General features: G+C 75.1%; 24 protein-coding genes. 14 read left to right on the top strand and 10 right to left on the bottom strand.

Translation table 11 applies throughout. The features are described from left to right. Positions 1-194 precede the first annotated feature (194 nt). Positions 195-467 carry a hypothetical protein gene (locus ACF1ED_RS31755; RefSeq protein WP_391766363.1) on the top strand — a complete coding sequence of 91 codons (273 nt, stop codon included), beginning with the start codon at positions 195-197 and terminating at the stop codon, positions 465-467. Positions 468-617: 150 nt separating this feature from the next. Here the strand turns inward: ACF1ED_RS31755 and ACF1ED_RS31750 are convergent, their stop codons facing one another. From ACF1ED_RS31750 to hmgA, 5 genes are all read right to left on the bottom strand, one after another. Continuing rightward, entirely contained in the window at positions 618-1,814 is a 1,197-nt protein-coding gene (locus ACF1ED_RS31750) for a CaiB/BaiF CoA transferase family protein (protein ID WP_391766361.1), read from the bottom strand. 72 nt (positions 1,815-1,886) lie between these two features. Beyond that, on the bottom strand, positions 1,887-2,189 hold the full coding sequence (locus ACF1ED_RS31745; protein ID WP_391766359.1) for a hypothetical protein: 303 nt from the start codon (positions 2,187-2,189) through the stop codon (positions 1,887-1,889). 50 nt (positions 2,190-2,239) lie between these two features. Then, entirely contained in the window at positions 2,240-3,475 is a 1,236-nt protein-coding gene (locus ACF1ED_RS31740) for a type ISP restriction/modification enzyme (RefSeq protein WP_391766358.1), read from the bottom strand. A gap of 140 nt (positions 3,476-3,615) precedes the next feature. Further along, positions 3,616-4,365, bottom strand: a complete 750-nt coding sequence (locus ACF1ED_RS31735; protein WP_391766356.1) for a GntR family transcriptional regulator — start codon at positions 4,363-4,365, stop codon at positions 3,616-3,618. A gap of 66 nt (positions 4,366-4,431) precedes the next feature. After that, positions 4,432-5,745, bottom strand: a complete 1,314-nt coding sequence (gene hmgA / locus ACF1ED_RS31730) for a homogentisate 1,2-dioxygenase (RefSeq protein WP_391766354.1) — start codon at positions 5,743-5,745, stop codon at positions 4,432-4,434. A gap of 143 nt (positions 5,746-5,888) precedes the next feature. On the opposite strand from hmgA, the gene ACF1ED_RS31725 reads away from it, so the two are divergent. The 10 genes from ACF1ED_RS31725 (at position 5,889) to ACF1ED_RS31680 (ending at position 19,127) form a co-directional block, all read left to right on the top strand. Next, on the top strand, positions 5,889-7,973 hold the full coding sequence (locus ACF1ED_RS31725; protein WP_391766352.1) for a right-handed parallel beta-helix repeat-containing protein: 2,085 nt from the start codon (positions 5,889-5,891) through the stop codon (positions 7,971-7,973). Between the two features lie 83 nt (positions 7,974-8,056). Beyond that, entirely contained in the window at positions 8,057-8,917 is an 861-nt protein-coding gene (locus ACF1ED_RS31720) for a hypothetical protein (RefSeq protein WP_391766487.1), read from the top strand. Beyond that, positions 8,914-10,221: a hypothetical protein gene (locus ACF1ED_RS31715; protein ID WP_391766350.1), complete on the top strand. Its 1,308-nt coding sequence runs from the start codon at positions 8,914-8,916 to the stop codon at positions 10,219-10,221. The genes ACF1ED_RS31720 and ACF1ED_RS31715 overlap by 4 nt, the downstream gene beginning before the upstream one ends. A gap of 19 nt (positions 10,222-10,240) precedes the next feature. Beyond that, positions 10,241-10,888, top strand: a complete 648-nt coding sequence (locus tag ACF1ED_RS31710) for a TetR/AcrR family transcriptional regulator (RefSeq protein ID WP_391766348.1) — start codon at positions 10,241-10,243, stop codon at positions 10,886-10,888. 163 nt (positions 10,889-11,051) lie between these two features. Further along, positions 11,052-13,268 (top strand): molybdopterin-dependent oxidoreductase, encoded by a 2,217-nt coding sequence (locus ACF1ED_RS31705; protein WP_391766346.1) that lies wholly within the window; start codon positions 11,052-11,054, stop codon positions 13,266-13,268. 132 nt (positions 13,269-13,400) lie between these two features. After that, positions 13,401-14,828: a CitMHS family transporter gene (locus ACF1ED_RS31700; RefSeq protein ID WP_391766344.1), complete on the top strand. Its 1,428-nt coding sequence runs from the start codon at positions 13,401-13,403 to the stop codon at positions 14,826-14,828. Positions 14,829-14,946: 118 nt separating this feature from the next. Continuing rightward, positions 14,947-15,606: a hypothetical protein gene (locus tag ACF1ED_RS31695; protein WP_391766342.1), complete on the top strand. Its 660-nt coding sequence runs from the start codon at positions 14,947-14,949 to the stop codon at positions 15,604-15,606. A 55-nt stretch (positions 15,607-15,661) separates the two neighbouring features. Then, positions 15,662-16,375, top strand: a complete 714-nt coding sequence (locus ACF1ED_RS31690; protein WP_391766485.1) for a class F sortase — start codon at positions 15,662-15,664, stop codon at positions 16,373-16,375. A 236-nt stretch (positions 16,376-16,611) separates the two neighbouring features. Continuing rightward, the gene (locus ACF1ED_RS31685) at positions 16,612-18,003 is read left to right on the top strand and encodes an aldehyde dehydrogenase family protein (RefSeq protein ID WP_391766340.1); all 1,392 of its coding nucleotides are present in this window, start codon (positions 16,612-16,614) and stop codon (positions 18,001-18,003) included. Between the two features lie 44 nt (positions 18,004-18,047). Further along, a complete protein-coding gene (locus ACF1ED_RS31680) occupies positions 18,048-19,127 on the top strand; it encodes a Zn-dependent alcohol dehydrogenase (protein ID WP_391766338.1) in 1,080 nt (359 codons plus the stop codon). A gap of 16 nt (positions 19,128-19,143) precedes the next feature. Here the strand turns inward: ACF1ED_RS31680 and ACF1ED_RS31675 are convergent, their stop codons facing one another. Beyond that, entirely contained in the window at positions 19,144-19,851 is a 708-nt protein-coding gene (locus tag ACF1ED_RS31675) for a DsbA family protein (protein ID WP_391766336.1), read from the bottom strand. Between the two features lie 40 nt (positions 19,852-19,891). Next, a complete protein-coding gene (locus ACF1ED_RS31670; protein ID WP_391766334.1) occupies positions 19,892-20,830 on the bottom strand; it encodes a DMT family transporter in 939 nt (312 codons plus the stop codon). Between the two features lie 200 nt (positions 20,831-21,030). Here ACF1ED_RS31670 and ACF1ED_RS31665 point away from each other — a divergent pair, with 200 nt between their 5' ends. Continuing rightward, positions 21,031-21,798, top strand: coding sequence for a TetR/AcrR family transcriptional regulator (locus ACF1ED_RS31665; protein WP_391766332.1), 768 nt, complete (start codon positions 21,031-21,033; stop codon positions 21,796-21,798). On the opposite strand, the gene ACF1ED_RS31660 is transcribed toward ACF1ED_RS31665, so the two are convergent. The 3 genes from ACF1ED_RS31660 to ACF1ED_RS31650 all read right to left on the bottom strand — a co-directional run bounded on the left by ACF1ED_RS31660 (position 21,748) and on the right by ACF1ED_RS31650 (position 24,402). Then, positions 21,748-22,695, bottom strand: coding sequence for a DMT family transporter (locus ACF1ED_RS31660; RefSeq protein WP_391766330.1), 948 nt, complete (start codon positions 22,693-22,695; stop codon positions 21,748-21,750). The two genes, ACF1ED_RS31665 and ACF1ED_RS31660, sit on opposite strands and share 51 nt — an antisense overlap. A 330-nt stretch (positions 22,696-23,025) precedes the next feature. Further along, entirely contained in the window at positions 23,026-23,721 is a 696-nt protein-coding gene (locus tag ACF1ED_RS31655) for an ArsR/SmtB family transcription factor (protein WP_391766328.1), read from the bottom strand. An 18-nt stretch (positions 23,722-23,739) separates the two neighbouring features. After that, complete coding sequence (locus ACF1ED_RS31650) at positions 23,740-24,402, bottom strand: TetR/AcrR family transcriptional regulator (protein ID WP_391766326.1); 663 nt, start codon at positions 24,400-24,402, stop codon at positions 23,740-23,742. Positions 24,403-24,473: 71 nt separating this feature from the next. Here ACF1ED_RS31650 and ACF1ED_RS31645 point away from each other — a divergent pair, with 71 nt between their 5' ends. Together ACF1ED_RS31645 and ACF1ED_RS31640 are read left to right on the top strand one after the other, a co-directional pair. Further along, positions 24,474-25,625 (top strand): acyl-CoA dehydrogenase family protein, encoded by a 1,152-nt coding sequence (locus ACF1ED_RS31645; RefSeq protein WP_391766324.1) that lies wholly within the window; start codon positions 24,474-24,476, stop codon positions 25,623-25,625. A gap of 71 nt (positions 25,626-25,696) precedes the next feature. Beyond that, a complete protein-coding gene (locus ACF1ED_RS31640) occupies positions 25,697-25,987 on the top strand; it encodes a YiaA/YiaB family inner membrane protein (RefSeq protein ID WP_391766322.1) in 291 nt (96 codons plus the stop codon). Positions 25,988-25,990: the final 3 nt, after the last annotated feature.

Raw genomic sequence — 25,990 nt, 5'->3', positions numbered from 1 at the left:
GCAGGATGGTTGGTGACGGTTCGGCAGGTGTTCGAACCCTGTCCAAGTCGCCCTGGAATCAGATGGATTCGTAGAGTGACCGTCAACCCCCGTACGAGTGCTGTGAATCCCGTCGGCGGGATACACGCGTGTCACCGTGGGGCGATAGGGTTAACCTGCCCGGGCCGGGTGCCCTCGTACGGGTGGGGAGTGACATGGAACAGATAACGATGCGCAGCAGGCCGCGTGTGCCTGCCATCACCTGCGGGAGCAGCGCGACCAGTTCGCGCCTCGACCGCCATCTCGCGGTGCTCGGCGGTCCCGCCGTGCCCCAGCGCGAGGTGGCGGAGGCGACGCTGCTCATGCGGGAACTGACGACACGCCGGCACGAGGCGCCGGTCCAGAGCCCGCACGGCGACCGCGCGCGCGTCTCGCTCTTCGCCCCGCTCCGCCGCCTGCGCCGCACCCTCTTCGGCTCGCGCCACTGACGCCCGCCGCGCGCCCCAGGGCGTCGGATCCGCGTCCCTGACGCGGCCGTCCGCCCCGGCCCGCCGCCCGTACCCACCCGCACGCCGAGAGCGCCGGACGCGTCCCCACCCGTCCGGCGCTTCGTCGTACCCGCCCCCGGGGCGTTTCGGTCAGACGATCACACCGGCCGCCCTCAGCTCCTTCACCTCCGCCGCCGGCACGCCCAGCTCCGCGAGGACCGCGTCCGTGGACCCGCCCAGCGCCGGGATCCGTCCCATCGGGGCCTCCGGGCCGTCCGGGAAGACGACCGGCGGGAGCAGGGACGGGAGCGGGCCGGCGGGGGAGTCCACCGGACGCCAGCGGTCCCGCGCCGCCAGCTGCGGATGCCGTACCAGCTCCGCCACCGAGTTGAGCCGCGCGCAGGCGATCCCCGCCGCGTCCAGCCGGGCCACCGCCTCGGCCGCCGGCAGCGCGCCGAGGGCCGTGCCGACCGCCGCGTCGGTCGCCGCCCGGCCGGCCACCCGCGCCGCGTTGGTCGCGAAGGCCGGGTCGTCGGCGAGTTCCGGCCGCTCCAGCACCCGCTCGGCGAGCCGCCGCCACTCCCGGTCGTTCTGCACCGAGAGCAGCACCAGACCGCCGTCGGCCGTCGGGTAGGCGTCGTAGGGCGCGATCACCGCATGCGCGAGCCCCGTGCGCGCCGGGGCCGTACCCCCGTGCGCCCCGTGGTGCAGGGGATGGCCCATCCACTCCGCGAGCGCGTCGAACAGCGACACCTCCACGGGCCCGCCCCGGCCCGTCGTGCCGCGCCGGACGAGGGCGGCGAGGACGCCCGCGTACGCGTACATCCCGGCCGCGATGTCGGCGGCCGGGATGCCGGACTTGACGGGCTGTCCGGGGGTGCCGGTGACCGACACGAGCCCGGTCTCGCACTGGACGAGCATGTCGTACGCCCTCCGGTGGGCGTACGGGCCGTCGGGGCCGTACCCGGAGACGTCCACGGCGACCAGCCGCGGGTGCGCGGCGCAGAGCGTGGCCGCGTCGAGGCCGAGCCGGGCCGCCGCGCCGTGCGCGAGGTTCTGCACGAAGACGTCGGCGCCGGCCACCAGCCGCCGGGTCAGGGCGAGTCCGCGCGGGTCCTTGAGATCGAGGGCGACCGACTCCTTGCCGCGGTTGCACCAGACGAAGTGCGAGGCCAGCCCCCGGGCCGCCGTGTCGTAGCCACGGGCGAAGTCGCCGCCGTCGGGCCGCTCGATCTTGACGACCCGGGCGCCGAGGTCGGCGAGCTGGCGGGTGGCGAAGGGCGCGGCGACGGCCTGCTCGACGGAGACGACCGTGATCCCGTCCAGGGGGAGTGGCTGAGTGCTCATGCCGTCTGCCTACCGCGCCCGGGCGGCCGCTGTCATCAGGACCTGGATCACGCCGCCGCCGGCCGGGCGGCTTCAGCGGCGCGCGTACCGGCGGACGGCGAGCGGGGCGAGGACCGCGATCAGGCCGGGGGACCGCAGCGGCGGGTCCGCCACCGGCCGGGCGGCACCGGCCGGCACGGGCGCGTGGCCGAAGAGCGCCCGCACGGCGGTGGCGACGGCGGAGACCGGGTTCCACTCGGCGAGCGTCCGCAGCCGGCCCGGCCCGCCGTCGGTGGGGACGTGCGCGTCCGGCAGCAGCGCCAGCGCGAAGGTGGCGCCGCCGAGCCGGCCCGCCGCCCCCGCCGACCCGGAGGAGGGCTGCGCGACGGCCCCCACCCGGCTGCTCGGCTCCCTCGCCGCTGCCGCCGGACCGGCCGGGGAGTCCGTCACACCAGCGTGAACTGGCCCCCCGGGCCCTCCTCCTGGTGGTCGAGCACCGAGGCGGGGCGGCGCGCCCCGTCCGGCACCGGCAGCACCCCGGCCGCGCGCAGCGCCGCCCGGCCCGGTCCGCCGCCGGCGGTGAAGGGGGCGCGGTCCGCCTCGCGCGCGCCGAGCAGGGCCAGCGCCGTCACCAGGTCGAGGAGCTCGGAGGTCCACTCCTGCGGCCAGGCCGCCGGGCCGATCGCCTCCAGCGAACCCGGCTCGGCCGGCGCGGTCCGGCGGGCGAACCACTGCTCCAGCACCCGCACCCCGCCGACCCGGTACTCCCAGGCCGCCTCGGGGACCGGCGAGACCAGGCCCCCGCCGACGCCCAGCACCTCGCCCCCGGAGTCGTACGAGAGCGACTCCGGGCGCGGCGGGAACGCCGCCCGCACATAGGGCCGCCGCCCGCCGGGCAGCCGCGGCCGCGTCCCGGTCAGCGCACCCCGCAGCTGGACGTCCACCAGCTCCCGGCCGAGCGCCACGCCCGCCTCCCACGCCTCCGGGCCGGCCGGGAGCGGCACCCGGCAGCCGGCGGGGGAGGGGACCGAGGCCGCGACGGCCCAGGCGAGCCACTGGACCGGATCGACCGGCCGCCCGCGCCCGTACCGCTCCCGGAGGAAGCCGAGCAGTCCCGGCGCGAGGTTCGGCTCCTGGCCGCCGGGACGCCGGAAGAGCGGCCGGATGCGGCCCGGACGGCCCGCCGGGGAACGCCCCTCGGGCAGCGCGCCGGTCACCAGCAGCGGGGGCCCGGCCGCCCCCGGCACGTACCCCTGCTCCACGGCGAAGACCTGAGGCCCGCCCGCCACCCGCCACAGCTCGGGCCGGGCGGTGTCGAGCAGCCGGTGGTCGGGCAGCAGCCACTGTTCGTCGAAGGGCCCGGTCAGCACCCGCACGGGCTCGGGGCAGGGCCCGGCCTCGCGGGCGAGCCGCCCGGTCCCGGTCCGCTGTCCGGGCAGCGCCGCCACCGCCGTCCCCGTCGTCCGCGCCCGGCTCGGCCGGAACAGCGCCTCCCGCTGCCCGCCCTCCGCGGCGACCAGCCGCTCCCACCGCCCGCGCAGCGTCCGCGGATCGGGCGCGACGACCCACGCCCGCCCGAACCGCAGCGGCGCCACCGCCCACGGCATCAACTCGTCGAGCAGGGGCGCGTCGTCGTCCGGTGGGGGTGCCTGCCGCCGCGGAGCCTGAGTCACGCTTCGCATGCTAACGAGCGCCGTCCGTACGGGGCCAGCGCCGGCGGCGGTCGGGGGCGGGCGTCCGCGAGGGGGCGGGGGCGGGCGACCGCGAGAGGTTCCGGGGCGGGCGACCGCGAGGGGCCCGGCGGCCCCGGGGGTTCCCGGTGTCAGTGGGCCTCGACCGTCACCGTGAAGGAGAAGCGGTCGCCGCGGTAGCGGATGCGGGCGACGTCGACGACCCGGCCGTCCTCGGCGTAGGTGACGCCGGTGTAGTGGAGGATCGGGGAGAGCAGCGGGACCCTGAGGAGTTCGGCCGTCTCCGGGTCGGCGAGCCGCGCCTCGACCGTGTCGGTGATCCGGCTGATCCGCACCCCGACGACGTCCCGCAGCACCTTCGTCATCGGCCACCGCTCCAGGTCCGCCGGGTCGATCGCGGTGGCGAACTCGGGCCGGACCGCGTTCTCCGCCCAGTTCGTCGGCTCGTCGCTCTCCCCGTCGGAGCGCAGCCGGCGGTAGGTCGCGACCTCGGCCACGTCCGGGAAGTACTCGGCGAGCTCGCCGGGCACCGGCTCCGGGCCGTGGCCGAGGACCGTGGTCCGCTCGCCGGACTGCTGGGCCACGATCGCGTCGATCGAGCCGAGCAGCCGGCGCGGGGTGGACCGCCGGGCGCCCGGCTCGATGAAGGTGCCGCGCCGCCGGTGCCGGCTGATCAGCCCCTCCTCCTCCAGCTCCTTCAGCGCCTGGCGCATGGTCAGCACGCTGACGCCGTAGTGCGCGGCGAGCCGCTCCTCGGTGGGCAGCCGCAGCGGGGCGTCGGGCGTGCGGCCCAGTATGGAGGCGCGCAGGGACTGCGAGACCTGGTACCACAGCGGGAGCTTGCGGTTCAGGACCAGCGAGTCGGGGGCGAAGGCGGTCACGGCGTTCTCCGTACGGCGGCGCGGTGGGACGGCTGAGCGGACTCTACGGCCGGGAAGCGGGGTTCTCTACGGCCGGAAGTGACGCTCCAGACCCTGCCACACGTCGTCGTAACCCCGCTGCAGGTGGTCGGCGCCGGCGGCCTGCGCGGTCGCCGTCACCGGCCAGCGGGTCTCGAACATGAAGGCCAGGCCGTCGTCGATCTTCTGCGGCTTCAGCTCGGCGGCGCTCGCCCTGTCGAAGGTCTCCCGGTCGGGGCCGTGCGCGGACATCATGTTGTGCAGCGAGCCGCCGCCCGGGACGAAGCCCTCGGCCTTGGCGTCGTACGCGCCCTCGATCAGGCCCATGTACTCGCTCATCACGTTCCGGTGGAAGTACGGCGGCCGGAAGGTGTCCTCGCCGACCAGCCAGCGCGGGGCGAAGACCACGAAGTCGACGCCCGCCAGGCCGGGGGTGTCGGACGGCGAGGTGAGCACGGTGAAGATCGACGGGTCGGGGTGGTCGTAGGAGATCGTCCCGATGACGTTGAAGCGGCGCAGGTCGTAGACGTACGGGGTGTGGTTGCCGTGCCAGGCGACGACGTCGAGCGGGGAGTGGCCGTACGTCGCCGTCCAGAGGTTGCCGCAGAACTTGTTGACCACCTCGACCGGGCCCTCGACGTCCTCGTAGGCGGCGAGCGGGGCGCGGAAGTCCCGGGCGTTGGCGAGGCCGTTGGCGCCGATCGGACCGAGGTCGGGGAGCTGGAAGGGGGCGCCGTAGTTCTCGCAGACGTAGCCGCGCGCGGTCTCGTCGAGCAGTTCGACGCGGAAGCGGACCCCGCGCGGGATCAGCGCCACCTCGCCGGGGCGGGCGGCCAGCAGGCCCAGCTCGGTGCGCAGGAGGAGGCCGCCGCGCTCGGGGACGATCAGCAGCTCGCCGTCGGAGTCGCCGAAGACCCGCTCCATGGAGGCGTTGGCGTGGTAGAGGTGCACGGCCATGCCGGTGCGCTGGGTCGCGTCGCCGTTGCCGCCGAGGGTCCACAGGCCGGCCAGCCAGTCGGTGCCCGGCGCCGGGTCCGGCAGCGGGTTCCAGCGCAGCCGGTTGGGGTCGGCCACGGTCTCGGCGAAGGGCGCGGTGCGCACGGCGCCGTTGTCGGTCCGGACGAACGGCGGATGGGCCGCCGAGGGGCGGATCCGGTAGAGCCACGAGCGGCGGTTGTGCGCCCGCGGCTCGGTGAACGCGCTGCCGCTGAGCTGCTCCGCGTAGAGCCCGAGCGGGGCGCGCTGCGGCGAGTTGCGGCCCTCCGGAAGGGCGCCGGGGAGCGCCTCCGAACCGTGCTCGTTGCCGAATCCGGTGCTGTAGCCGATCGCCTCGGCCGTCTTCCTGGCCTGCTCGGTCGTCATCGCCCGCTCCTGTCCTGAAAGGAATCCTATGGATGACCGTAGGATTCCTCGTCGCTCCCGTCAACGGGGCGGACGGACCGGTCCTCGCGATCCGTCCCCGCACGGTGGGGTCAAAAAGATGAACAATGCTCTACTCTCCCGCCATGTCGTGGACCCGAAGGTTCGTCTCCGTGCTCTCGGTCGTGCTCGCGGTGCTCGCCGCGGCCCTGCTCACCGCCCCCGGCGCCCAGGCGCACGAGGAGCGGCCCGTCACCTTCCCCGACGGCTCCGGCAGCGTGCCCCGGCACCGTGCGGGCGAGCCCGACCTCCTCGTCTGCAAGACGGACCGGGCCGACTTCGAACGCCGGATCGCCGCCTTCCCCGCCGGCCTCAAGGCCCGCAACCAGGAGCTCTTCGCCCGCTGCGTCCGCTCCGGCCACCGCCACCTCCAGCAGGCCGTCGACGCCGTCGACCGGCCCGGGATGAACATCGCGATCCTCCCCGGCCTGTACGAGGAGGAGCCCTCGCTCCCGGCCCCCACCGGCGCCTGCGCCTCCCTGGAGGCCCCCACGTCCTCCTTCGGCTACCAGATCCTCAGCTACGAGCAGCAGGCCCGGTGCCCGCACAACCAGAACCTCGTCGCGATCCTGGGCAAGAAGGACCTCCAGATCGAGGGCACCGGCGCCTCCCGCCTCGACGTCGTCGTCGACGCCAAGTACGCCAAGCTCAACGCGATCCGCGCCGACAAGTCCGACGGGATCTACTTCCGCAACTTCACCGCCCAGCGCACCACCTTCAACTCGCTGTACGTCCTCGCCGCCGACGGCTTCGTCATCGACGACGTCCTGACCCGCTGGAACGACGAGTACGGCTTCCTCACCTTCGCCTCCGACCACGGCCTCTACAAGAACTGCGAGTCCTACGGCAACGGCGACTCCGGCATCTACCCCGGCTCGGCCTCGGACATCAACGACGGCCGCGGCTACGACGTCCCCCGCTACTCCATCGAGATCACCGGCTGCCGCAGCCACCACAACATGGTCGGCTACTCCGGCACCGCCGGGGACTCCGTCCTGGTCCACGACAACGAGTTCGACCACAACATGGGCGGCGCCTCCATGGACTCCGCCTTCCCCGGCCACCCCGGACTCCCGCAGAACCACGCCCGCTTCGAGCGCAACCTGATCCACGACAACAACGAGGACTACTACCGGCACGTCGCCGACGGCACCTGCGCGAAGCCGCCCGCCGAGCGCGGCTACGAGAACGGCGTCGTCTGCCCCCAGATCTCCATGCCGCCCGGCACCGGCATCATCACCGCCGGCGGCAACTGGAACCTCTACGAGGACAACTGGATCTACGGCCACGACCGGACCGGCTTCTACCTCAACGCCGTTCCCGCCTTCATCCGCGGCGAATCCGCCTGGGCCAAGCAGACCGACACCTCCCATCACAACCGCTACGCGAACAACCGCCTCGGCACCGACAAGGCCGGCAACCCCCGTCCCAACCGCACCGACGTCTGGTGGGACGGCCAGGGCCGCGGGAACTGCTGGCAGGACGACACCGGCGCCTCCAGCCCCCGCACCCTGCCCGCCTGCGGCACCGCCCGCGGCGAGGTCTCCGGCGCCACCGCCCGGCTCGTCGGCGAACCCGTCAAGCTCGCCCAGCTCCTCGTCTGCGCCGACTACAGCGTCCAGGCCCGGCGCCTGCCCGCCGGCTGCGACTGGTACGGCGCCCGCGGCCTGGAGCGCGTCGAGACCCAGATCGCCCTCGCCGCCGCCCTCCTGCCGGCCCTCGTCGGCACCGCCCTCTGGTGGCGCCGGCTGCGCGGCCGCCGCCTCGCCGCCGCCGCCCTCCTCACCGGACTCGCCGGACTCGCCCTCGACGTCGCCGGCTCCACCCTCGCCCTCACCCCGACCCACGTCCCCGCCCTCGCCCTCCTCCTCACCGGCACCTGGTGGACCGTCACCGGCCTCCTCCTGCGCCCCGCCCGCCCGGTCTTCGCCTGGACCACGGTCGCCCTCGGCCTCCTCACCCTCCTCGACGCCTTCGACAAGGCGGTCCTGATGATCCCCGGCATCCCCCTCGGCCCCGCCTGGCTCCGTCTCCTCCTCGGCGTCGTCTGGGTCCTCTGGGCCGTCGTCGCCGCCGGCACCCGCCCGGCCCCCGGCCCCACCGGCCCCGCCGACCCCACGGACACCCCCGACCGCCCGTCGCAGGGCCACCCCGAGGCGGCCGCCGCATGAGCCGCCCCGCCGCCCGCCGCCGTACGGCCCGCCGCCCCGTGTCCGCTCGCCCCGTGTCCGCTCGTCCCGTGCCCGGCCGCTCCATGCCCCGCCTCACGCCCCGCCGCCGTACGGCCCCGCTCGTGGCGGCCGCCCTCGCGGCCGTCCTGCTCCTGGCCGCCGGCTGCGGCGGCCGGGCCACCACCCACCACAAGCCCGGCACCGGCCACGAGCAGGCCACCGACGCCGGCGGCACCCTGCTCGCCGCCCGCGACGACTCCGGCCACCGCCTCCGCGACCTCCCGGCCGCCGACGCGCCCACCGTCCGCGCCGAGGCGCGGCCGGACACCGAGGGCGGCTGGAACGTCCACCTCACCGTGGAGAGGTTCCGCTTCACCCCCGAGTCCACCGGCGGCGGCGCCCTCGCCGGCCGCGGCCACGCCCGCCTCCTCGTCGACGGCCGCGAGACCGCCCGCGCGTACGGCCCCTGGTTCCACGTCCCGCCCGGCGCCCGCACCCTCACCGTCCGCCTCTACGCCGACGACCACACGGCCTGGTCCGTCGCCGGCGCCCCCGTCCAGACCACCCTCCCCCTCGCTCCTGCCACCGCCCCCGACTCCACCCCCGCTTCCCCCTCCACGCCCCCGTCCCCTCCGGCCACGTCCTCGTCCACCGTCGACCCCGACCCGGCCTCCACCCCCGCCGGTCGCACCCTCGACATCCGCGTCACCGGCTCGACCGTCACCCCGGCTCCCTCCCGCGTCGAACTGAGGAAGGGCGAGCGGATCACCCTGCGCGTCACCTCCGACCGCGCCGACACCGTGCACGTCCACGGCTACGACCGCGAGGCGGCCCTCGCCCCCGGCACCCCGGCCACCCTCGCTCTGACCGCCGACCGCACCGGCCTCTTCGAGGTGGAGACCCACGAGTCCGGACTCGTGCTCACCCAACTGGTCGTCCGATGACGGCCGGTGCACCCCCCTCCCTGTCCCTGCCCCCGTCCCCGCCGCTGCCGCTCGCCCACGGCGTCGGGGCCCAGCACGACCTGCCGCTCTCCCCCTTCTACGCGTACGCCGGCGCCTTCACCGCCCTGCTCGTCTCCTTCCTGGGCCTCGCCCTCCTCTGGTCCGCCTCCCGCTTCCGCGGCGACCGTGCCGGCCGACCCCTGCCCGCCGCCCTCCAGCGCCTCGCCGACGCCCCCGCCACCCGCACCGCCCTCCGCCTCCTCGGTGCCGCGCTCGCCCTGTTCTTCCTCGCCCACCTCCTCCTCGGCCCCGACGACCCCGACCGCAATCCCGCCCCCGGCGCCCTCTACGTCCTCCTCTGGGTCGGGCTCGTCCCCGCCTCCCTCCTCCTCGGCCCCGCCTGGCGCCTCCTCAACCCGCTGCGCGCCCTCCTCTCCCTCCGGCCGCCCCGCGCCCCGCGGCCCGTCCCCGCCGCCGTCGGCATCCGCCCCGCCGCCGCCGGACTCCTCCTCTTCGCCTGGCTTGAACTCGTCGCCCCCGACAACACCTCCCGCCCCGTCCTCCTCACCGCCCTCGCCCTCTATCTCGCCGTCCAGCTCCTCGGCGCCGCCCGCCACGGCGCCGACTGGTTCGCCCACGCCGACCCCTTCGAGGCCTACTCCTCCCTCCTCGCCCGCCTCTCCCCGCTCGGCCGCCGCGCCGACGGCCGGCTCGTCCTCCGCTCCCCCTTCAACGGCCTCGACTCCACCCCCGAGACCCCCGGGCTCGCCGCCGCCGTCTGCGTCCTCCTCGGCACCACCGCCTACGACGGCGTCTCCGACAACCCCCGCTGGATCACCACCCTCCAGACCTCCTCCCTCGGCCCCACCACCACCGCGACCCTCGGCCTCCTCGCCGCCGTCGCCCTCGCCGCCGCCTGCTACGGGCTCTGCGCCGGCACCCTCCGGCTGCTGAACCGCGGACTCACCACGCCCCTCACCTCCTTCGCCCACTCACTGCTGCCCATCGCGCTCGGCTATCTCACCGCCCACTACTTCTCACTCCTCGTGGTCGAAGGACCACGTACCGTCATGATGGCAGCGGGCACTGACAACGCCCCCTCGCCCGCTCCACCCCTGGGTCCCGCGGGCCTCGCCGTCCTCCAGATCGCCGCGATCGTCACCGGTCACGTCCTCGGCGTCGTCGCCGCCCACGACCGGTCCGTCCGCCTCTTCCCGCCCGCCCGCGCCGTCGTCGGCCAACTCCCGCTCTTCGCGCTGATGATCGCGTACACCCTCGGCGGCATCGGACTGCTCATCGCCTGAACAGGATCGGAGCGGCATCATGGACCCCGTGCCCCAGACCAGCCCGCACGACGCGCCCCCCGCACTCCGCCGCACGCCCGTCCAGCAGCGCAGCGCCGAGCGGCTCGCCCGCATCCTCGACGCCTGCGCGGGCCTCCTCGACGAGACCGGCTACGAACAGCTGAGCACCCGGGCCGTCGCCGTCCGCGCCGGCGTCCCGATCGGCTCGGTCTACCGCTTCTTCGGCAACAAGCGGGCCATGGTCGCCGCCCTCGCCCACCGCAACCTCGACCGGTACGCCGAGCGGATCTCCACCCGTTTCGAGCGGACGCCCGCCCTCGACGCGCACTCCGCGATCGACGGCGTCCTCGACGAGTTCATCGCGATGAAGCGGAGCGTCCCCGGCTTCGCCCTCGTCGACTTCGGCGTCCCCGGGCCCGAGGAGGGCGGGGGAGGGACCGCCGAGGACCCCAACGGCCTGGTCGCCGAGCGGATCTGCGAACTCCTCGCCATCCATCTCGGCCGCGCCGCCGACGAGACCCTGCGCCGCAAGGTGCTCGTCGGCGTCGAGACCGCCGACACCCTGGTCCGCCTCGCCTTCCGCGCCGCCCCCGGGGGCGACCCGGCGCTCATCGCCGAGACGCGGCTGCTGCTGCACGCCTACCTTGCCCCCTCGCTCGCCGCCTGACCGCGGGCGCGCCCTCCTGCCCGGACCCCGTCTCTCGCCGAGGGCGTGCTCCCCGCCCCTCCCGTGCCGTCGCATCCCGGTCCGTCGTTCCCCTCCCCACCGTGCCTACCGGTCGGTATGCTCGCCGCGAGCCGCCGTCCCGCCACCGCCCACGGGAGTCGTCATGCCCACCGCCCCGCGCATCTGCCCGCTCTGCGAAGCGACCTGCGGACTCGTCCTGACCCTCGACGGCAGCCGGGTCACCGGCGCCCGCGGGGACCGCGACGACATCTTCAGCAGGGGCTTCGTCTGCCCGAAGGGCGCCGCCTTCCCCCAGATCGACGGCGACCCGGACCGGCTGCGCGTCCCGCTCGTCCGCGAGGACGGCCGGCTCCGGGAAGCGAGCTGGGAAGAGGCCTTCGACACGATCGCCGCGAGACTCCGGCCGCTGATCGAGGATTACGGCCCCGACGCCCTGGGTATCGTCCTCGGCAACCCCAACGTGCACACGATGGCCGGGGCGCTCTACCCGCCGCTCCTCCTCCGCGCCACGGGCACGAGCAGGCTCTTCACCGCCTCCACGCTCGACCAGATGCCCAAGCACGTCGCCGCCGGCCTCCTCTTCGGCGACCCCTTCGCCATCCCCGTGCCCGACCTGGACCGCACCGACCACCTCCTGATCGTCGGGGCCAACCCGCTGGACTCCAACGGAAGCCTGTGCACCGCCCCCGACTTCCCCGGGCGCCTCACCGCGCTGCGCCGGCGCGGCGGCACCCTCACCGTCGTCGACCCCCGCCGCACCCGCACCGCCCGCCTCGCCGACCGCCACCTCGCCCCCCGGCCCGGGACCGACGCCCTCCTCCTCGCCGCCCTGGTCCACACCCTCTTCGCCGAGGACCTCGCCGACCCCGGCCCGCTCGCCGGCCGCACCGAGGGCGCCGACCAGGTCCGGGACGCCGTGAGGGAGTTCACCCCCGAGGCCGTCGCACCCGCCTGCGAGCTCGACCCCGGCACGATCCGCGCCGTCGCCCGGGAGCTCGCCGCCGCGCCCACCGCCGCCGTCTACGGGCGGATGGGCAGCTCCACCGTGGCCCACGGCACCCTCGCCAACTGGCTCGTCGACGTCCTCAACGTCCTCACCGGCAACCTCGACCGGCCCGGCGGGGTCCTCTTCCCCCGCTCCGCCACCGCCCCCGCGCCCCGCCCCGCCGGCCCCGGCCGCGGCTTCCTCCTCGGCCGCCGGCACAGCCGCGTCTCCGGACACCCCGAGGTCAAGGGGGAGTTCCCGCTCGCCGCCCTCGCCGAGGAGATCGACACGCCGGGGACGGACGCCCCGGGAGAGGGCCGTATCCGGGCCCTGATCACCATCGCCGCCAACCCCGTCCTCTCCGCCCCCGACGGACTCCGGCTCGACGCGGCCCTCGGCACCCTCGACCTGATGGTCTGCGTCGACCCCTACCTCAACGAGACCACCCGCCACGCCGACGTCCTGCTGCCCCCGCCGCCGCCCTCCCAGAGCGCCCACTTCGACTTCGCCCTCAACGGCTTCGCCGTCCGCGACCAGGTCCGCTACACCCCGGCCGCCGTCCCCCTGGAGCCCGGCGGGATGGACGAGTGCGAGATCCACGCCCGGCTGGTCCTCGCCGCGTCCGGCATGCACGGGGCGCCGCCCTCCGCCGTCGACGACCTCGCCGTCGACACCGTCCTCGCCAAGGCCGTCACCCAGCCGTACTCGCCCGCGTACGGCGCCGACCCCAAGGAGTTCGCCGCCGGGCTCACCGGGGAGAGCGGGGCCGAGCGGCGGCTCGACCTGATGCTGCGCCTCGGTCCGTACGGGCTCACGCTCGACGAGCTGAAGGCCCGGCCGCACGGCATCGACCTCGGCCCGCTCAAGCCCCGCCTGGACGAGGTGCTGAAGACCCGCAGCGGCCGGATCGAACTCCTCCCGGCCCCGATCGCCGCCGACCTGCCCCGGCTGCGCGCCGCCCTCGCCGCCGCACCGGAGCCGGGCGTCCTCCGGCTGGTCGGCCGCCGCCACCTGCGGTCCAACAACAGCTGGCTGCACAACACCCCGGCCCTCAACGGGGGTTCGAACCGCTGCACCCTCCAGGTGCACCCGGACGACGCCGCCCGGCTGCGGCTCGCCGACGGCGCCCCCGCCAGGATCAAGGGCGCGGGCGGCGAGCTGACGGCGGAGGTCGAGGTCACCGGCGCGGTGCGGCCCGGGGTCGTCAGCCTGCCGCACGGCTGGGGCCACGACCGCCCCGGCACCCGGCTGACCGTGGCCGCCGCCCGGCCCGGCGTCAACGTCAACCAGCTCCTCGACGGCTCCCTCCTCGACCCGCTCTCCGGCACCGCCGTCCTCAACGGCTTCCGGGTCGAGGTGACCCCGCTGGACTGAGGAGGCCGCTGTGACCTGGGGTTTTGCTCGTATTGCTCACGGGCCGACCCCTTGTTGAGGCCGGAAGGGGGCACCTACGGTCATCCGGACCGCCGCTCGGCGGCTGTTCAACGGTGAACGTGAGGTGCCTCCATGCTGACCGTCCTCGGCTTCGCCATGATCGCGACCTTCCTGGTCCTGATCATGATGAAGAAGATGTCGCCGATCGCGGCGCTCGTCCTGATCCCCGCCCTGTTCTGCGTCGCGGTCGGGCAGGGCGCGCAGCTCGGCGACTACGTCATCGACGGCGTGGGCAAGCTGGCCCCGACCGCGGCGATGCTGATGTTCGCGATCGTCTACTTCGGCGTCATGATCGACGTCGGCCTCTTCGACCCGATCGTCCGGGCCATCCTGCGCTTCTGCAAGGCCGACCCGGTCCGGGTGGTCGTCGGTACGGCGGCGCTGGCCGCGATCGTCTCCCTCGACGGCGACGGCTCCACCACCTTCATGATCACCGTTTCGGCGATGTACCCGCTCTACAAGCGGCTCGGCATGAGCCTCGTCGTCCTCACCGGAGTGGCGGCCACGGCCAACGGCGTGATGAACACCCTGCCCTGGGGCGGCCCCACCGCCCGCGCCGCGACCGCGCTCAAGCTCGACGCCGGCGACATCTTCGTCCCGATGATCCCGGCCCTCGCCGTCGGCCTGCTCTTCGTGATCGCCCTCGCGTACGTCCTCGGCCGCCGCGAGCGGAAGCGGATCGGCTACCTCACCCTCGACCAGGCCCTCGCGCCCGAGACCGCCGACGAGACCGTCCTCGTGGGCTCGGGCGGCGGAAAGGTCGGGGGCGGCGCGGCGCGACGGACCGGCGGGGCGGCCGGCGACGTCCCGGCCGAGAAGGGCGCCGGCGCGGCGGCCGGGGACGCCGGAGCGCCCGGCTTCCAGGGCCTCGACCCGAACCGGGCCACGCTCCGGCCCGGGCTGTACTGGTTCAACGCCGCGCTCACCGTCGGCCTGCTCACCGCGATGATCCTCGAACTGCTGCCGATCCCGGTCCTCTTCCTCATCGGCGCCGCGCTCGCCCTCACCGTGAACTACCCGCGCCCCGCCGAACAGAAGGAGCGCCTGGCCGCCCACGCGGACAACGTCCTCAACGTCTCCGGCATGGTCTTCGCCGCCGCCGTCTTCACCGGTGTCCTCACCGGCACGGGCATGGTCAAGCACATGGCCGACTGGCTGGTCGGCGCGATCCCGGACGCGATGGGGCCGCACATGGCGCTGGTCACCGGCCTGCTGAGCCTGCCACTCACCTATTTCATGTCGAACGACGGCTTCTACTTCGGCGTCCTGCCCGTCCTCGCCGAGGCCGGTGCCGCGCACGGCGTCTCCCCGCTGGAGATCGCCCGCGCCTCGCTCGCAGGCCAGGCGCTGCACATGTCGAGCCCGCTGGTCCCGGCGGTGTACGTGCTGGTCGGCATGGCGAAGGTGGAGTTCGGCGACCACACCCGCTTCACCGTGAAGTGGGCCGCCCTCACCTCGCTGGTCGTCCTCGCGGCGGCGGTCCTCTTCGGGATCGTCTGAGCCGGACGGGCGATGTCGGCGCGGCGCGAGCATGTCGCTACCGCGTGTGCACGGTTTGTGACGGATAGTCGGATTATCTCCAAAGATTACCGACCGTGCTCTTCCTGGAGGAACCCGCATGACTGTCCGTACCTTCCGTCCCCTCGTCGGCACCGCCGCCGCCACCGCCGTCCTCGGCGGCCTGGCCTTCGCGGGCATGCCGGCCGCTTACGCCGCCCCCGGTGACAACGGCGACGTCAAGATCCACCACGCCGGCCGCGCCGACGAGCCGCCGCGGACGTCGGAGACCGACCAGCGCAACGAGCCCAGGGTCTGCACGTTCTACATCGCGGCCCTCGGCTTCGACGGCCTGCAGACGCTCAACTGGACGATCGCGCCCCAGCCCCCCAAGGGCGGCACGGTCAAGAGCGGGGCGATCATGGTCGACCCCACCGGCAACGGCTACACCCCGGACATCGAGCTCCCCGACGGCATGTACAAGGTCGAGTGGACCTGGACGGGCCAGATGGGCGCCAAGAAGAGCAAGGTCTTCAAGGTCGACTGCGACCACTTCACCAACCCGCCGAACGGCAACGGCGGTCACCACAACGGTGGCAACGGCCACCACAAGCCCCCGCACGGCCCGGTCGGCGCCGGTGGCGGTGGCGTCGCCCAGCTCGCCGCCGAGGAGGAGTCCTCGGCCTTCGGCGCCGGCGCGGCCGCCGCCGCCGGCCTCGCGGGCCTCGCCGGCGTGGTGCTGATCCGCCGTTCGCGCCGCCGCAGCAATGGCGCGGCGTAAGGCCCGTCTCACGCGCCGGCGACGACGGCTCTTCCGGCTCGCCAGGACCGTGGCACTGGCCGCGGTCCTGATGGCCGGGGGCGTGTGGTGGAGCGGGGACGAAGACCCCGCTGACCGGCGGCCCGTCGCCGGGGCCGACGCCAAGTCCGTCCCCGCGGCCGCCGACGCCCCGGCGGCCGGCGGCGGGCGGGGCGCCGACCCGAAGGACGGCGCCCGGAGTCGTGCCGGCGGCGGCGAGGCCCGCCCTCCCGCCCCGGCGTCCGGCGCCCGGCCCGCGAAACCGGCGCGGGCCCCCGCCCCGCTCTCCCGCTCGCGCCCCACCGCCCTCGCCGTGCCCGCGATCACCATCGAGGCACCCGTCCTGGACCTCGCGCTCGACCGGAAGGGGCAGCTGGGCGTGCCCCCGGTCGACGACCCGGAGAAGGTCGGCTGGTACGCGCGCGGCCCGGCGCCCGGCGAACGCGGCACGGCCGTGATGGTCGGCCACCGGGACACCCTCACCGGCCCGGCGGTCTTCCTCGACCTCGGCTCGCTCGGCCCCGGGAACACCGTCCGTGTCGCCCGTGCCGACGGGCGGGTCGCCGTCTTCACCGTGGACAAGGTGCGCACCTACCGGAAGTCGGCCTTCCCCGACAAGGAGGTGTACGGCTCCACCGGCCGGCCCGAGCTGCGCCTGCTGACCTGCGGCGGAGCCTACGAGCGGGCGTCCGGCTACGACGCGAACATCGTCGTCTTCGCCCACCTCACCGGTGTCGACAAGACGATCTGAACGACGGGGACCGCGCCGGCCCCGCGTCGGGTACCGCCGCCCCCGTCGGGGGCCGGACGGAGCCCGGCGCGGGGCCGTTCCCGCGCGCTCCGCCCGATCCGCCCCGCGATGAGATCCGCCCCACTCCGACAGGCCCTGGCGCCCTAAAACTAACGGCGCTAGTTTGGGGCGGCGGGGCCGAACGGATCGGCCCCGCCGCAGGCGAGCGGTCGAGTGCAGAGGGAATGGGGAAGCGGATGAAGGCCCACGACGCGATGTACATCGGTGGGGAGTGGCGCCCCGCGGCCTCCTCCGGCACGATCCCCGTGGTCGATCCCGCCACCGAGCAGGTCATCGCACAGGTCCCCGCCGGGACCGCCGAGGACGTCGACGCCGCCGTGCGCGCCGCCCGCGCAGCGCTGCCCGGCTGGTCCGCCACCCCGCCCGCCGAGCGGGCCGCCCGGATCGCCGCCCTGCGCGACGCCCTCGCCGCCCGTGCCGAGGAGATCGCCGCCACCGTCACCGCCGAGCTCGGCGCCCCGCCGAAGCTCGCCGCGACGGTGCACGCCGGGCTGCCGGTCGCCGTGGCCGGCTCGTACGCCGAACTGGCCGCCACCCACCCCTTCGTGGAGAAGGTCGGCAACTCCACCGTCTACGCGGAGCCGGTCGGCGTCGTCGCCGCCATCACGCCCTGGAACTACCCGCTCCACCAGATCGTCGCCAAGGTCGCACCGGCCCTCGCCGCCGGCTGCACCACCGTCCTCAAGCCCGCCGAGGACACCCCGCTCACCGCCCAGCTCTTCGCCGAGGCCGTCCACGCGGCGGGCCTCCCGGCGGGCGTCTTCAACCTGGTCACCGGCCTCGGCACGGTCGCGGGACAGGCCCTCGCCGAGCACCCCGGCGTCGACCTCGTCTCCTTCACCGGCTCCACCGCCGTCGGCAGCCGCATCGGCGCCCTCGCCGGCGGCGCGGTCAAGCGGGTCGCCCTCGAACTCGGAGGCAAGTCCGCCAACGTCATCCTGCCCGGCGCCGACCTCGCCAAGGCCGTCGCCGTCGGCGTCGGCAACGTCATGTCCAACTCCGGCCAGACGTGCAGCGCCTGGACCCGGATGCTGGTCCCCGCCGACCGGTACGAGGAGGCCGTCGCCCTCGCCGCCGAGGCCGCCGCGAAGTACGTCCCCGGCGAGCGCCTCGGCCCGCTGGTCAGCGCCCGTCAGCGCGACCGCGTCCGCGGCTACATCGCGAAGGGCGTCGAGGAGGGCGCCCGGCTCGTCACCGGCGGCCCCGAAGCCCCGCTGGAGACCGGCTACTACGTCTCCCCGACCGTCTTCGCCGACGTCACCCCGGAGATGACCATCGCCCAGGAGGAGATCTTCGGCCCGGTCCTCTCGATCCTCCGGTACGAGGACGAGGAGGAGGCCCTCGCGATCGCCAACGGCACCGAGTACGGCCTCGGCGGCGCCGTCTGGGGCGAGGAGGCCGAGGCCGTCGCCTTCGCCCGCCGCATGGAGACCGGCCAGGTCGACATCAACGGCGGCCGGTTCAACCCGCTCGCCCCCTTCGGCGGCTGGAAGCGCTCCGGCGTCGGCCGCGAGCTCGGCGAGCACGGCCTGGCCGAGTACCTCCAGACGAAGTCCCTCCAGTTCTGAGCCCCGGCCCGCGCCCCGCCCCGACCCCGCAGAAAGGGAGTCCCGTGATCCGTGCCGCCGTCCTGCCCGCCGTCGGTGCCCCGCTGGAGATCACCGGCATCGAGCTGCCCGAGCCCGGCCCCGGCCAGGTCCGGATCCGGCTCGCCGCGGCCGGCGTCTGCCACTCCGACCTGTCCCTGTCCAACGGCACCATGCGCGTCCCCGTCCCGGCCGTCCTCGGCCACGAGGGCGCCGGCACCGTCGTCTCCGTCGGCGAGGGCGTCACCCATGTCGCCCCCGGCGACGGCGTGGTCCTCAACTGGGCCCCTTCCTGCGGCGCCTGTCACCCCTGCTCGCTCGGCGAGGTCTGGCTCTGCGTCAACGCCCTGAACGGCGCGGCGAACGTGCACGCCCGCGCCGCCGACGGCCGCGAGCTGCACCCGGGCCTCAACGTGGCCGCCTTCGCCGAGGAGACGGTCGTCGCCGCGAACTGCGTCCTGCCCGTCCCGGAGGGCGTACCGCTCACCGACGCCGCCCTGCTCGGCTGCGCCGTCCTCACCGGCTGGGGCGCCGTGCACCACGCGGCCCGGGTCCGCCAGGGCGAGACCGTCGCCGTCTTCGGCGTCGGCGGCGTCGGCCTCGCCACCCTCCAGGCCGCCCGGATCGCCGGGGCGTCCACGATCGTCGCCGTGGACGTCTCCCCGGAGAAGGAGGAGCTGGCCCGGGCCGCCGGGGCCACCGAGTACGTCGTGGCCTCGGAGACCACCGCCCGGGAGATCCGGAAGCTGACCGGCGGGCACGGCGTCGACGTGGCCGTCGAGTGCGTGGGGCGCGCCGTCACCATCCGGACCGCCTGGGAGTCCACCCGGCGCGGCGGCCGCACCACCGTCGTCGGCATCGGGGGCAAGGACCAGCAGGTCTCCTTCAACGCGCTGGAGATCTTCCACTGGGGCCGCACCCTCGCCGGCTGCGTCTACGGCAACTCGGACCCGGCCGCCGACCTGCCGGTCATCGCCGCGCACATCCGGGAAGGCCGCTTCGACCTGGGCGCGCTCGTCACGGAGCGGATCACCCTGGACGGCATCCCCGGCGCCTTCGACGCCATGCTCGCGGGCAAGGGCGGCCGCGCCCTCGTCCTCTTCTGACCCCGGCGGCCACGGTTCAGGCGGCGGCCCGCAGCAGGAGGGACTCGTACACCCCCGGGTCGTCGCCGTGCACCACCGGCCAGCCGACGCCGTAGGCGCCCTCCCAGCCCACCTCCACGCCCGGGTTGGCCACGTCGGTGCCGTCCGGCAGGAACAGGTGCGGGCTGCACCGGATCGCGTCCGTCCGGGAGAGGGCCGTCTGCTCGGCGAGGGCGCGCCGGGCCCGGCCGTCGTCCAGGGCCTCCTCCAGGGCGGCGGCGTCCACCACGCCGGTCTCCTCCGCCACGTCCAGGATCACCCGGCGGTTGCTCACGCACCGCGACTCGGCCCAGAAGGCCCGGCGCAGCCCGAGGTCGAGGAGTTCCGAGGCGCGCAGGGACTGCTCCTTGGCGGCGAGCACCGCTTCCAGCGCGGGCAGCGTCGTGGACGGGTAGAGCCAGTCCTTGGCCTGCCACAGCTGCCAGCCCGCGTCCGGCTCCAGTGACGCCATCCGGGCCACCTCGCTGTCCGTGCCGGGGCGCGGGCTCGGCGCGTCGTTGAGCAGCTCCAGCGGGAAGGCGCGCAGGTCGAAGGAGACCCGGTCCTCCAGGCCGAGCCTGGCCCGGGTGGCGTGCAGCCGGTGGACGGCGAGGTGCGCGAAGGAGCACCAGAGGTCGGAGTGGACGACGACGACGCCGGGCGGCGGGGTGTCGACGGCGGCGGGCGCGGTCGTGGTGACGGTCATGGTGGTGTCCTTTCCTGGGGATGACCGGGGCCGGGGGCGTTCAGGCCAGCTGGATGGTGAGCGAACCGGCGAGCAGCAGGGCGAGACCGAGGGCGCGCGGCCGGGTGAGCGGGCGCCGGGGCAGCCGGAACAGCCCCCGGTGGTCGATGAGCGCCGAGGTCAGCTGCTGACCCGTCACCGTCAGCGCGACGGTCACGGCCGCGCCGATCGCGGGTATGAGCAGGAACGTGCCGGTGACGTACGCGGCGGCACAGGCGCCGCCCAGCCAGCCCCACCACGGCATCTTCTTCAGCGGGGCGACGCGCGGTGCCGGGGTGCGCCGGGTGGCCCGGAGCACCAGCAGGACGACGGCGATGGTGACGGTCGCGACGGCGAAGCTGAGGACGGCGACGGCGAGCGGCGCGTCGAGCCGCTCCCGCAGCCGGGCGTTGACGGCGCCCTGCACCGGCAGCGCCCCGCCTGCGACGATCCCGAGGGCGAGCCAGCCCGTCCGGGCGGGCGACGGGAGGCCGGGAGCGCCCGCGGGGGCCGCGCCGCGCCCGCCGCGGATGATCACGACGATGCCGGCGAGGACGGCGGCGGCGCCGAGCACGATCCCGACGCTGAGGCCCTGCCGCTCCAGGCCGAGCAGACCGAAGAGGTCAAGGGCGAGCGAGGCGAACATCTGGCCGGTGACGAAGAGCCCCACGCCGGCCAGGGCGCCGAGCCGGGGGAACAGCAGGATGCCGCTGGTGATGTAGAGCGGACTGGCCAGTCCGCCGAGTAGCTGCCAGGGCGGCACGTCCGGCAGTCTCCCGAGCGCGCCGAGGGTTCCGGCGGCGAGCGCGAGGGCGGTCAACAGGGCCGTGGCGACGCCGAGCTGGAGCGTCGAGGCGCCGTACGGGGTGCCGACGGCGGAGTTGAGCTGGAGGTTGGCCGATGCCTGGACGGCGAGGAGGCAGCCGACGAGCAGGGCGGTGACGAGCAGCGCGGTGTGCATGAAGCGGTCTCCCTCGCGGAGCGTCCGAGCAGGACGGGACAGGACAGGACGGGACGGGCCAGGACAGGCCGGGCCGGGGCTGCACTGGGCAGGGCAGGGCAACCGACGCCACAAGCGGACGTCGTGTCCACTTAGAATGCCATGCGGGCATGCAAGCGGACAAGGTGTCCGTTTGGGTGAAAGAGAAGTAGGCTCGGCGCATGAGCGATCACGAGCGGCGCGGTCCCGGGGCGGAGCCGCCGCGGACGACGAACCAGGCGGCCCACCCTCCGGCGAACCGCCCTCCCGCCGCGCAGGGTTCCCCCGCCGAGCGTTTCCTGGCCGGCGCGCTCGGGCCGGACGGCGACCCCCTGACCGGGGGCGACCTCCTGGTCCCGGACGCCCGCCCGGCCGCCACCCCGCGCCGCCGCGCCGACGCCGAGCGCAACCGGGCCCAGATCCTCGCCGCGGCCGAACGGCTCTTCGCCGAGGGAAACCCCCGGACGGTCACCATGGACCGCATCGCCAAGGCCGCCGGAGTCGGCCGCGCCACCCTCTACCGGAGCTTCCCCGACCCGTCCTCGGTCGCGGTCGCGCTGCTCGACGAGCACGAGCGCCTGCTCCAGGGCCAGCTCGTGTACGGCCCCCCGCCGCTGGGTCCCGGAGCGCCCGCGGGGGAGCGGCTCGCCGCGTTCTACCTCGCGATGCTCGACCTCCTGGAGAAGCACCTGCCGCTGGCGCTCGGCGCCGAGACCGGCCCCGAGCGCTTCCGCACCGGCGCGTACGGATTCTGGCGGGTCCACGTCAGGACCCTGCTCGTCGCCCACGGCGCCGAGGACCCCGACGCCCTCGTCGACACCGCGCTCGCCCCGCTCGCGCCCGAGCTGTTCGCCTTCCAGCGGCGCGAACTCGGGCTCCCCGTCGAGCGGATCGGCGCCTCACTGGCGGCGTTCGCCCGCGGCCTCCTCCAGACCGGCGTCCGTCCCTGACGCCGGGCGCGCGGCCGTGCGCGGCCGGGACCGGGACACCGCCACCCCCGCCAGGCACAGCGCGCCGCCCACCAGCGTCAGCGCGCCGGGCAGCTCGCCGAGCAGCGCCCAGGCCATCAGCACCACCAGGGCGGGCACCGCGTAGGTGGTCGCGCCCATCCGTCCGGCGGTCGTCCGCGCCAGCGCGTACGCCCAGGTCGTGAAGGCGAGCGCGGTCGGGAAGACCCCGAGGTAGACCATGTTCGCGGTCGCCGACAGGGGCGCCCGGGCCGCCTCCGTGACCAGCTGCCCGGCGAAGGGGAGGCAGGCGGCGGCGCCGATCGCGCAGCCGAAGGTGGTCACCTGGAGCGCGCTCGCGTGCGCCAGCGCGGGCTTCTGCGCCACCACCCCGCCCGCGTACGCCACCGCCGCCAGCAGGCAGAGGGCCACACCCAGCACCGAGGCGTGGCCGTCCTTCCCGGACATCGACAGGCCGACGGCGACCGCGCCCGCGAAGGACACCGCCATGCCGGCCAGCAATCGCGGCGGCAGGCTCTCGCCCAGGAAGCGGGCGCCGAGCAGGGCGATCAGGATCGGCCCGATGTTGACGAGCATCGCGGCCGTACCGGCGTCGACCTCCTGCTCGCCCCAGTTCAGCACCACCATGTACACCCCGAACCAGAGCAGTCCGGAGACGAGGATCCCCGGCCAGGCGGCCCGGGGCGGCAGCCCCTCGCGCCGGATCAGGAGGACGGCCCCGAGGACCAGGGCCCCGGCGAGGAGTCGCCCGAGGGCGAGCGCGCCGGGGGAGTACGCGGCCCCGGCGCTGCGGATGGAGACGAAGGCGGACGCCCACAGGACGACGGTGACCCCGGCGGCGACGAGCGCGAGCCGGGCGGAGGAGACGGATTTCGGCATGCACCGACGGTAGGACGCCCACCCTTCGGTCCACACCGCAATATCGCCCCCGCCCGCACCGCCGCACTGCCGCACTGCCGCACCGCCGCACCGCCGTGCCTGCCGCACCGCCGCGCCCCGGCCGCCCCGCCCGCGCTACCGCCACCGTGCCCGCCGCGCCCCCACCGCCGCAGCCGCGCCGCCACCCCCGCACCGCCCCCCCGCACCACCGCACCCACCCCCCCCGCACCACCGCACCCACCCCCCCCCGCACCCACACCCCGCACCGCCGCACCGCCGCACCCCGCGCCCCCGCCCCACCCACACCCCCCACCCCGTCCCCCCGCCCCCTCACCGCACCGCGTCCGCCTCGATCCCGAGTTCGCGGTTCAGGGCCCGCTCTCCGGCCGGGGTGACCTTCACCGCCCGCTCGGAACCGATCCGCACGCACCAGCCGCTGTCCAGCGCGTGCGCGCAGAGCGCGGCACCCGCGATCCCCGCGAGGTGCGGGCGGCGCTCGGTCCAGTCCAGGCAGCCGCGCGCGAGCGGCCGCCGTCCCTTCGGGACGAGGGGGACGCCGAGGTCCGCGAACCACGCCAGGCCCCGGTCCGTGAGCGCGAAGCCGGTGTCCTGGCGCAGCAGTCCGCGTGCGGTCAGCGCGTCCGTGACGGCGATCCCGAGCCGGCCGGCGAGGTGGTCGTAACAGGTGCGGCCCCGGGCCATCGCCCGCCCGGCGTTCACGGCGGCCAGCGACCGGGGGGCCTCGTCCGCGCCCGGACCGGCGCGGGCGGTCAGCTCCTCCACGAGCTGCGCGATCCCGGGCCCGGCCAGCCGTACGTACCGGTGCCGGCCCTGCCGCTCCTCGGTGAGGACGCCGCCCGCGACCAGCTTCCCCAGGTGCTCGGTGGCGGTGGACGGCGCCACGCGCGCGTGCCGGGCCAGCTCCCCGGCCGTCCAGGCCCGTCCGTCGAGCAGGGCGAGCACCATGGCGGCCCGGCTCTCCTCCGCGAAGAGTGCCGCGAAGGCGGCGAGTTCACTGGCTCCCATGGCTCCAGCATCCCCCGCTCAGGCTTCGGCGCGGCCCGAAACGTGCGCGTCCTTCTCGTACTGCGCCCCCAGGCCGTCGAGCAGGGCCCGCAGGCCGGTGGCGAAGGCGCCCTCGTCGACCTTCTCGCGGTGTTCCGCGAGGCGGTGCGCCTGGCCGAGGTGGGGGTAGTCGGCGGGGTCGTAGGCCGTCTCGTCGTCGACGAAGCCGCGCGCGAAGGAGCCGAGGGCGGAGCCGGTGACGAAGTACCGCATCAGGGCGCCGATGTGGGTGGCCTGGGCGGGCGGCCAGCCGGCCCGGACCATCGCGCCGAAGACCGCGTCGGCGACCTTGAGCCCCGCCGGGCGGCGGCCGGGGCCCTGGGCGAGGAGGGGGACGATCTGCGGGTGGTCGGCGAGGGCGGCCCGGTAGGAGAGCGCCCAGTCGTACAGGGCGGTGCGCCAGTCGCGGGGGTCGTCCGGCTCGAACATCGACAGGTCGATCTTGGCGCTGACCGCGTCGGCGACCGCGTCCAGGATCTCGTCCTTGGTGCGGAAGTGGTTGTAGAGCGAGGGCCCGCTCACCCCGAGCTCGGCCGCGAGCCGCCGGGTCGAGAGGGCGGCCAGGCCCTCCGCGTCGACGAGGGCGCCCGCCGTCTCGACGATGCGGTCTCGGCTGAGCAGGGGCTTGCGCGGTCGGGCCATGGCGCACATAGTAGGCCGCACCAATAAAACTAGCAGCGGTAATTAAAGTGACGGGCGAGAGAGGTGGCACCGTGGATCTGGCGCTGAGCGAGGAGCAGCGGGACGTACGCCGGCTCGCCGAGGACTTCGTCGCCCGGGAGGTCGCCCCGCACGTGGTCGCGTGGGACCGGGCGGAGGAGGTGGACCGGGGCATCGTGAAGAAGCTCGGTGCCGTGGGCTTCCTCGGACTCACCATCCCCGAGGAGTACGGCGGTTCGGGCGGCGACCACCTCGCGTACTGCCTCGTCACCGAGGAACTGGGGCGCGGGGACTCCTCCGTGCGCGGCATCGTCTCCGTCTCCCTCGGCCTGGTCGCCAAGACCGTCGCGTCCTGGGGCACCGAGGAGCAGAAGCGGGCCTGGCTGCCCCGGCTCGCCTCCGGCGACGCGGTCGGCTGCTTCGGCCTCACCGAGCCCGGCACCGGCTCCGACGCGGGGAACCTGAGCACCCGGGCCGTGCGCGACGGCGACGACTACGTCATCGACGGCGCCAAGATGTTCATCACCAACGGCACCTGGGCCGATGTCGTCCTGCTCTTCGCGCGGACGAACGAGACCCCCGGGCACAAGGGCGTCTCCGCCTTCCTGGTCCCCGCCGACGCCCCCGGCCTCACCCGCCGCCCCGTCCACGGCAAGCTCGGTCTGCGCGGCCAGGCCACCGCCGAACTCGCCCTGGAGGGGGTGCGCGTCCCGGCCTCCGCGATGCTCGGCCCCGAGGGGAAGGGCTTCGCCGTCGCCATGTCCGCCCTGGCCAAGGGCCGGATGTCGGTCGCCGCCGGCTGCGTCGGCATCGCCCAGGCGGCGCTCGACGCCGCCGTGCGCTACGCGGGGGAGCGCGAGCAGTTCGGCAAGCCCATCGCCTCGTACCAGCTGGTGCAGGAACTCCTCAGCGACATCGCCGTGGACGTGGACGCGGCCCGGCTGCTGACCTGGCGGGTCGCCGACCTGATCGACCGGGGCGAGGACTTCGCCACCGCCGCCTCCAAGGCCAAGCTGTACGCCTCCGAGGCCGCCGTCCGCTGCGCCAACAACGCCCTCCAGGTCTTCGGCGGCTACGGCTACATCGACGAGTACCCCGTGGGCAAGCTGCTGCGCGACGCCCGCGTGATGACCCTCTACGAGGGCACCAGCCAGATCCAGAAGCTCATCATCGGCCGGGCGCTCACCGGGGTCTCCGCCTTCTGAGTGCCGCGCCCCAGGGGGTCTGAGTATCCGGGCGGATGTGGCGGGCGCCACATCCGCCCGATGCTGTGCCCATGAGCGAGTCACAGGTCAAGCAGCAGAACACGAACGCGTACCACGCGCAGGCCGTCATCTCCTTCGCGGTCGCCATCGCCGCCGTCGGCATCGGGATCTACCAGCTGGAGGCGAGCGCCTGGGTCCGCGCCTTCCTCGCGGTCTCCGTCCTCTACCTCACCACCTCCGCCTTCACCCTCGCCAAGGTGGTCCGCGACCGGCAGGAGACGGACCGGATCGTCAGCCGGGTGGACCAGGCCCGTCTGGAGAAGCTCCTCGCCGAGCACGACCCCTTCCAGCAGAAGCTCTGAGCG

Source organism: Streptomyces sp. NPDC014656 (assembly GCF_043084305.1).
GTDB lineage: Bacteria > Actinomycetota > Actinomycetes > Streptomycetales > Streptomycetaceae > Streptomyces.
Note: the sequence above shows the minus strand (reverse complement) of the source record. Positions and strands in the feature narration are given on the sequence as shown.

Excerpts from the sequence above, each read along its gene's own strand:
- ACF1ED_RS31755 (WP_391766363.1), top strand. The coding sequence starts at position 195 with ATGGAACAGATAACGATGCGCAGCAGGCCGCGTGTGCCTGCCATCACC.
- ACF1ED_RS31750 (WP_391766361.1), bottom strand. The coding sequence starts at position 1,814 with ATGAGCACTCAGCCACTCCCCCTGGACGGGATCACGGTCGTCTCCGTC.
- ACF1ED_RS31740 (WP_391766358.1), bottom strand. The coding sequence starts at position 3,475 with ATGCGAAGCGTGACTCAGGCTCCGCGGCGGCAGGCACCCCCACCGGAC.
- hmgA (WP_391766354.1), bottom strand. The coding sequence starts at position 5,745 with ATGACGACCGAGCAGGCCAGGAAGACGGCCGAGGCGATCGGCTACAGC.
- ACF1ED_RS31725 (WP_391766352.1), top strand. The coding sequence starts at position 5,889 with ATGTCGTGGACCCGAAGGTTCGTCTCCGTGCTCTCGGTCGTGCTCGCG.
- ACF1ED_RS31720 (WP_391766487.1), top strand. The coding sequence starts at position 8,057 with ATGCCCCGCCTCACGCCCCGCCGCCGTACGGCCCCGCTCGTGGCGGCC.
- ACF1ED_RS31715 (WP_391766350.1), top strand. The coding sequence starts at position 8,914 with ATGACGGCCGGTGCACCCCCCTCCCTGTCCCTGCCCCCGTCCCCGCCG.
- ACF1ED_RS31710 (WP_391766348.1), top strand. The coding sequence starts at position 10,241 with ATGGACCCCGTGCCCCAGACCAGCCCGCACGACGCGCCCCCCGCACTC.
- ACF1ED_RS31705 (WP_391766346.1), top strand. The coding sequence starts at position 11,052 with ATGCCCACCGCCCCGCGCATCTGCCCGCTCTGCGAAGCGACCTGCGGA.
- ACF1ED_RS31700 (WP_391766344.1), top strand. The coding sequence starts at position 13,401 with ATGCTGACCGTCCTCGGCTTCGCCATGATCGCGACCTTCCTGGTCCTG.
- ACF1ED_RS31695 (WP_391766342.1), top strand. The coding sequence starts at position 14,947 with ATGACTGTCCGTACCTTCCGTCCCCTCGTCGGCACCGCCGCCGCCACC.
- ACF1ED_RS31685 (WP_391766340.1), top strand. The coding sequence starts at position 16,612 with ATGAAGGCCCACGACGCGATGTACATCGGTGGGGAGTGGCGCCCCGCG.
- ACF1ED_RS31675 (WP_391766336.1), bottom strand. The coding sequence starts at position 19,851 with ATGACCGTCACCACGACCGCGCCCGCCGCCGTCGACACCCCGCCGCCC.
- ACF1ED_RS31670 (WP_391766334.1), bottom strand. The coding sequence starts at position 20,830 with ATGCACACCGCGCTGCTCGTCACCGCCCTGCTCGTCGGCTGCCTCCTC.
- ACF1ED_RS31665 (WP_391766332.1), top strand. The coding sequence starts at position 21,031 with ATGAGCGATCACGAGCGGCGCGGTCCCGGGGCGGAGCCGCCGCGGACG.
- ACF1ED_RS31660 (WP_391766330.1), bottom strand. The coding sequence starts at position 22,695 with ATGCCGAAATCCGTCTCCTCCGCCCGGCTCGCGCTCGTCGCCGCCGGG.
- ACF1ED_RS31655 (WP_391766328.1), bottom strand. The coding sequence starts at position 23,721 with ATGGGAGCCAGTGAACTCGCCGCCTTCGCGGCACTCTTCGCGGAGGAG.
- ACF1ED_RS31650 (WP_391766326.1), bottom strand. The coding sequence starts at position 24,402 with ATGGCCCGACCGCGCAAGCCCCTGCTCAGCCGAGACCGCATCGTCGAG.
- ACF1ED_RS31640 (WP_391766322.1), top strand. The coding sequence starts at position 25,697 with ATGAGCGAGTCACAGGTCAAGCAGCAGAACACGAACGCGTACCACGCG.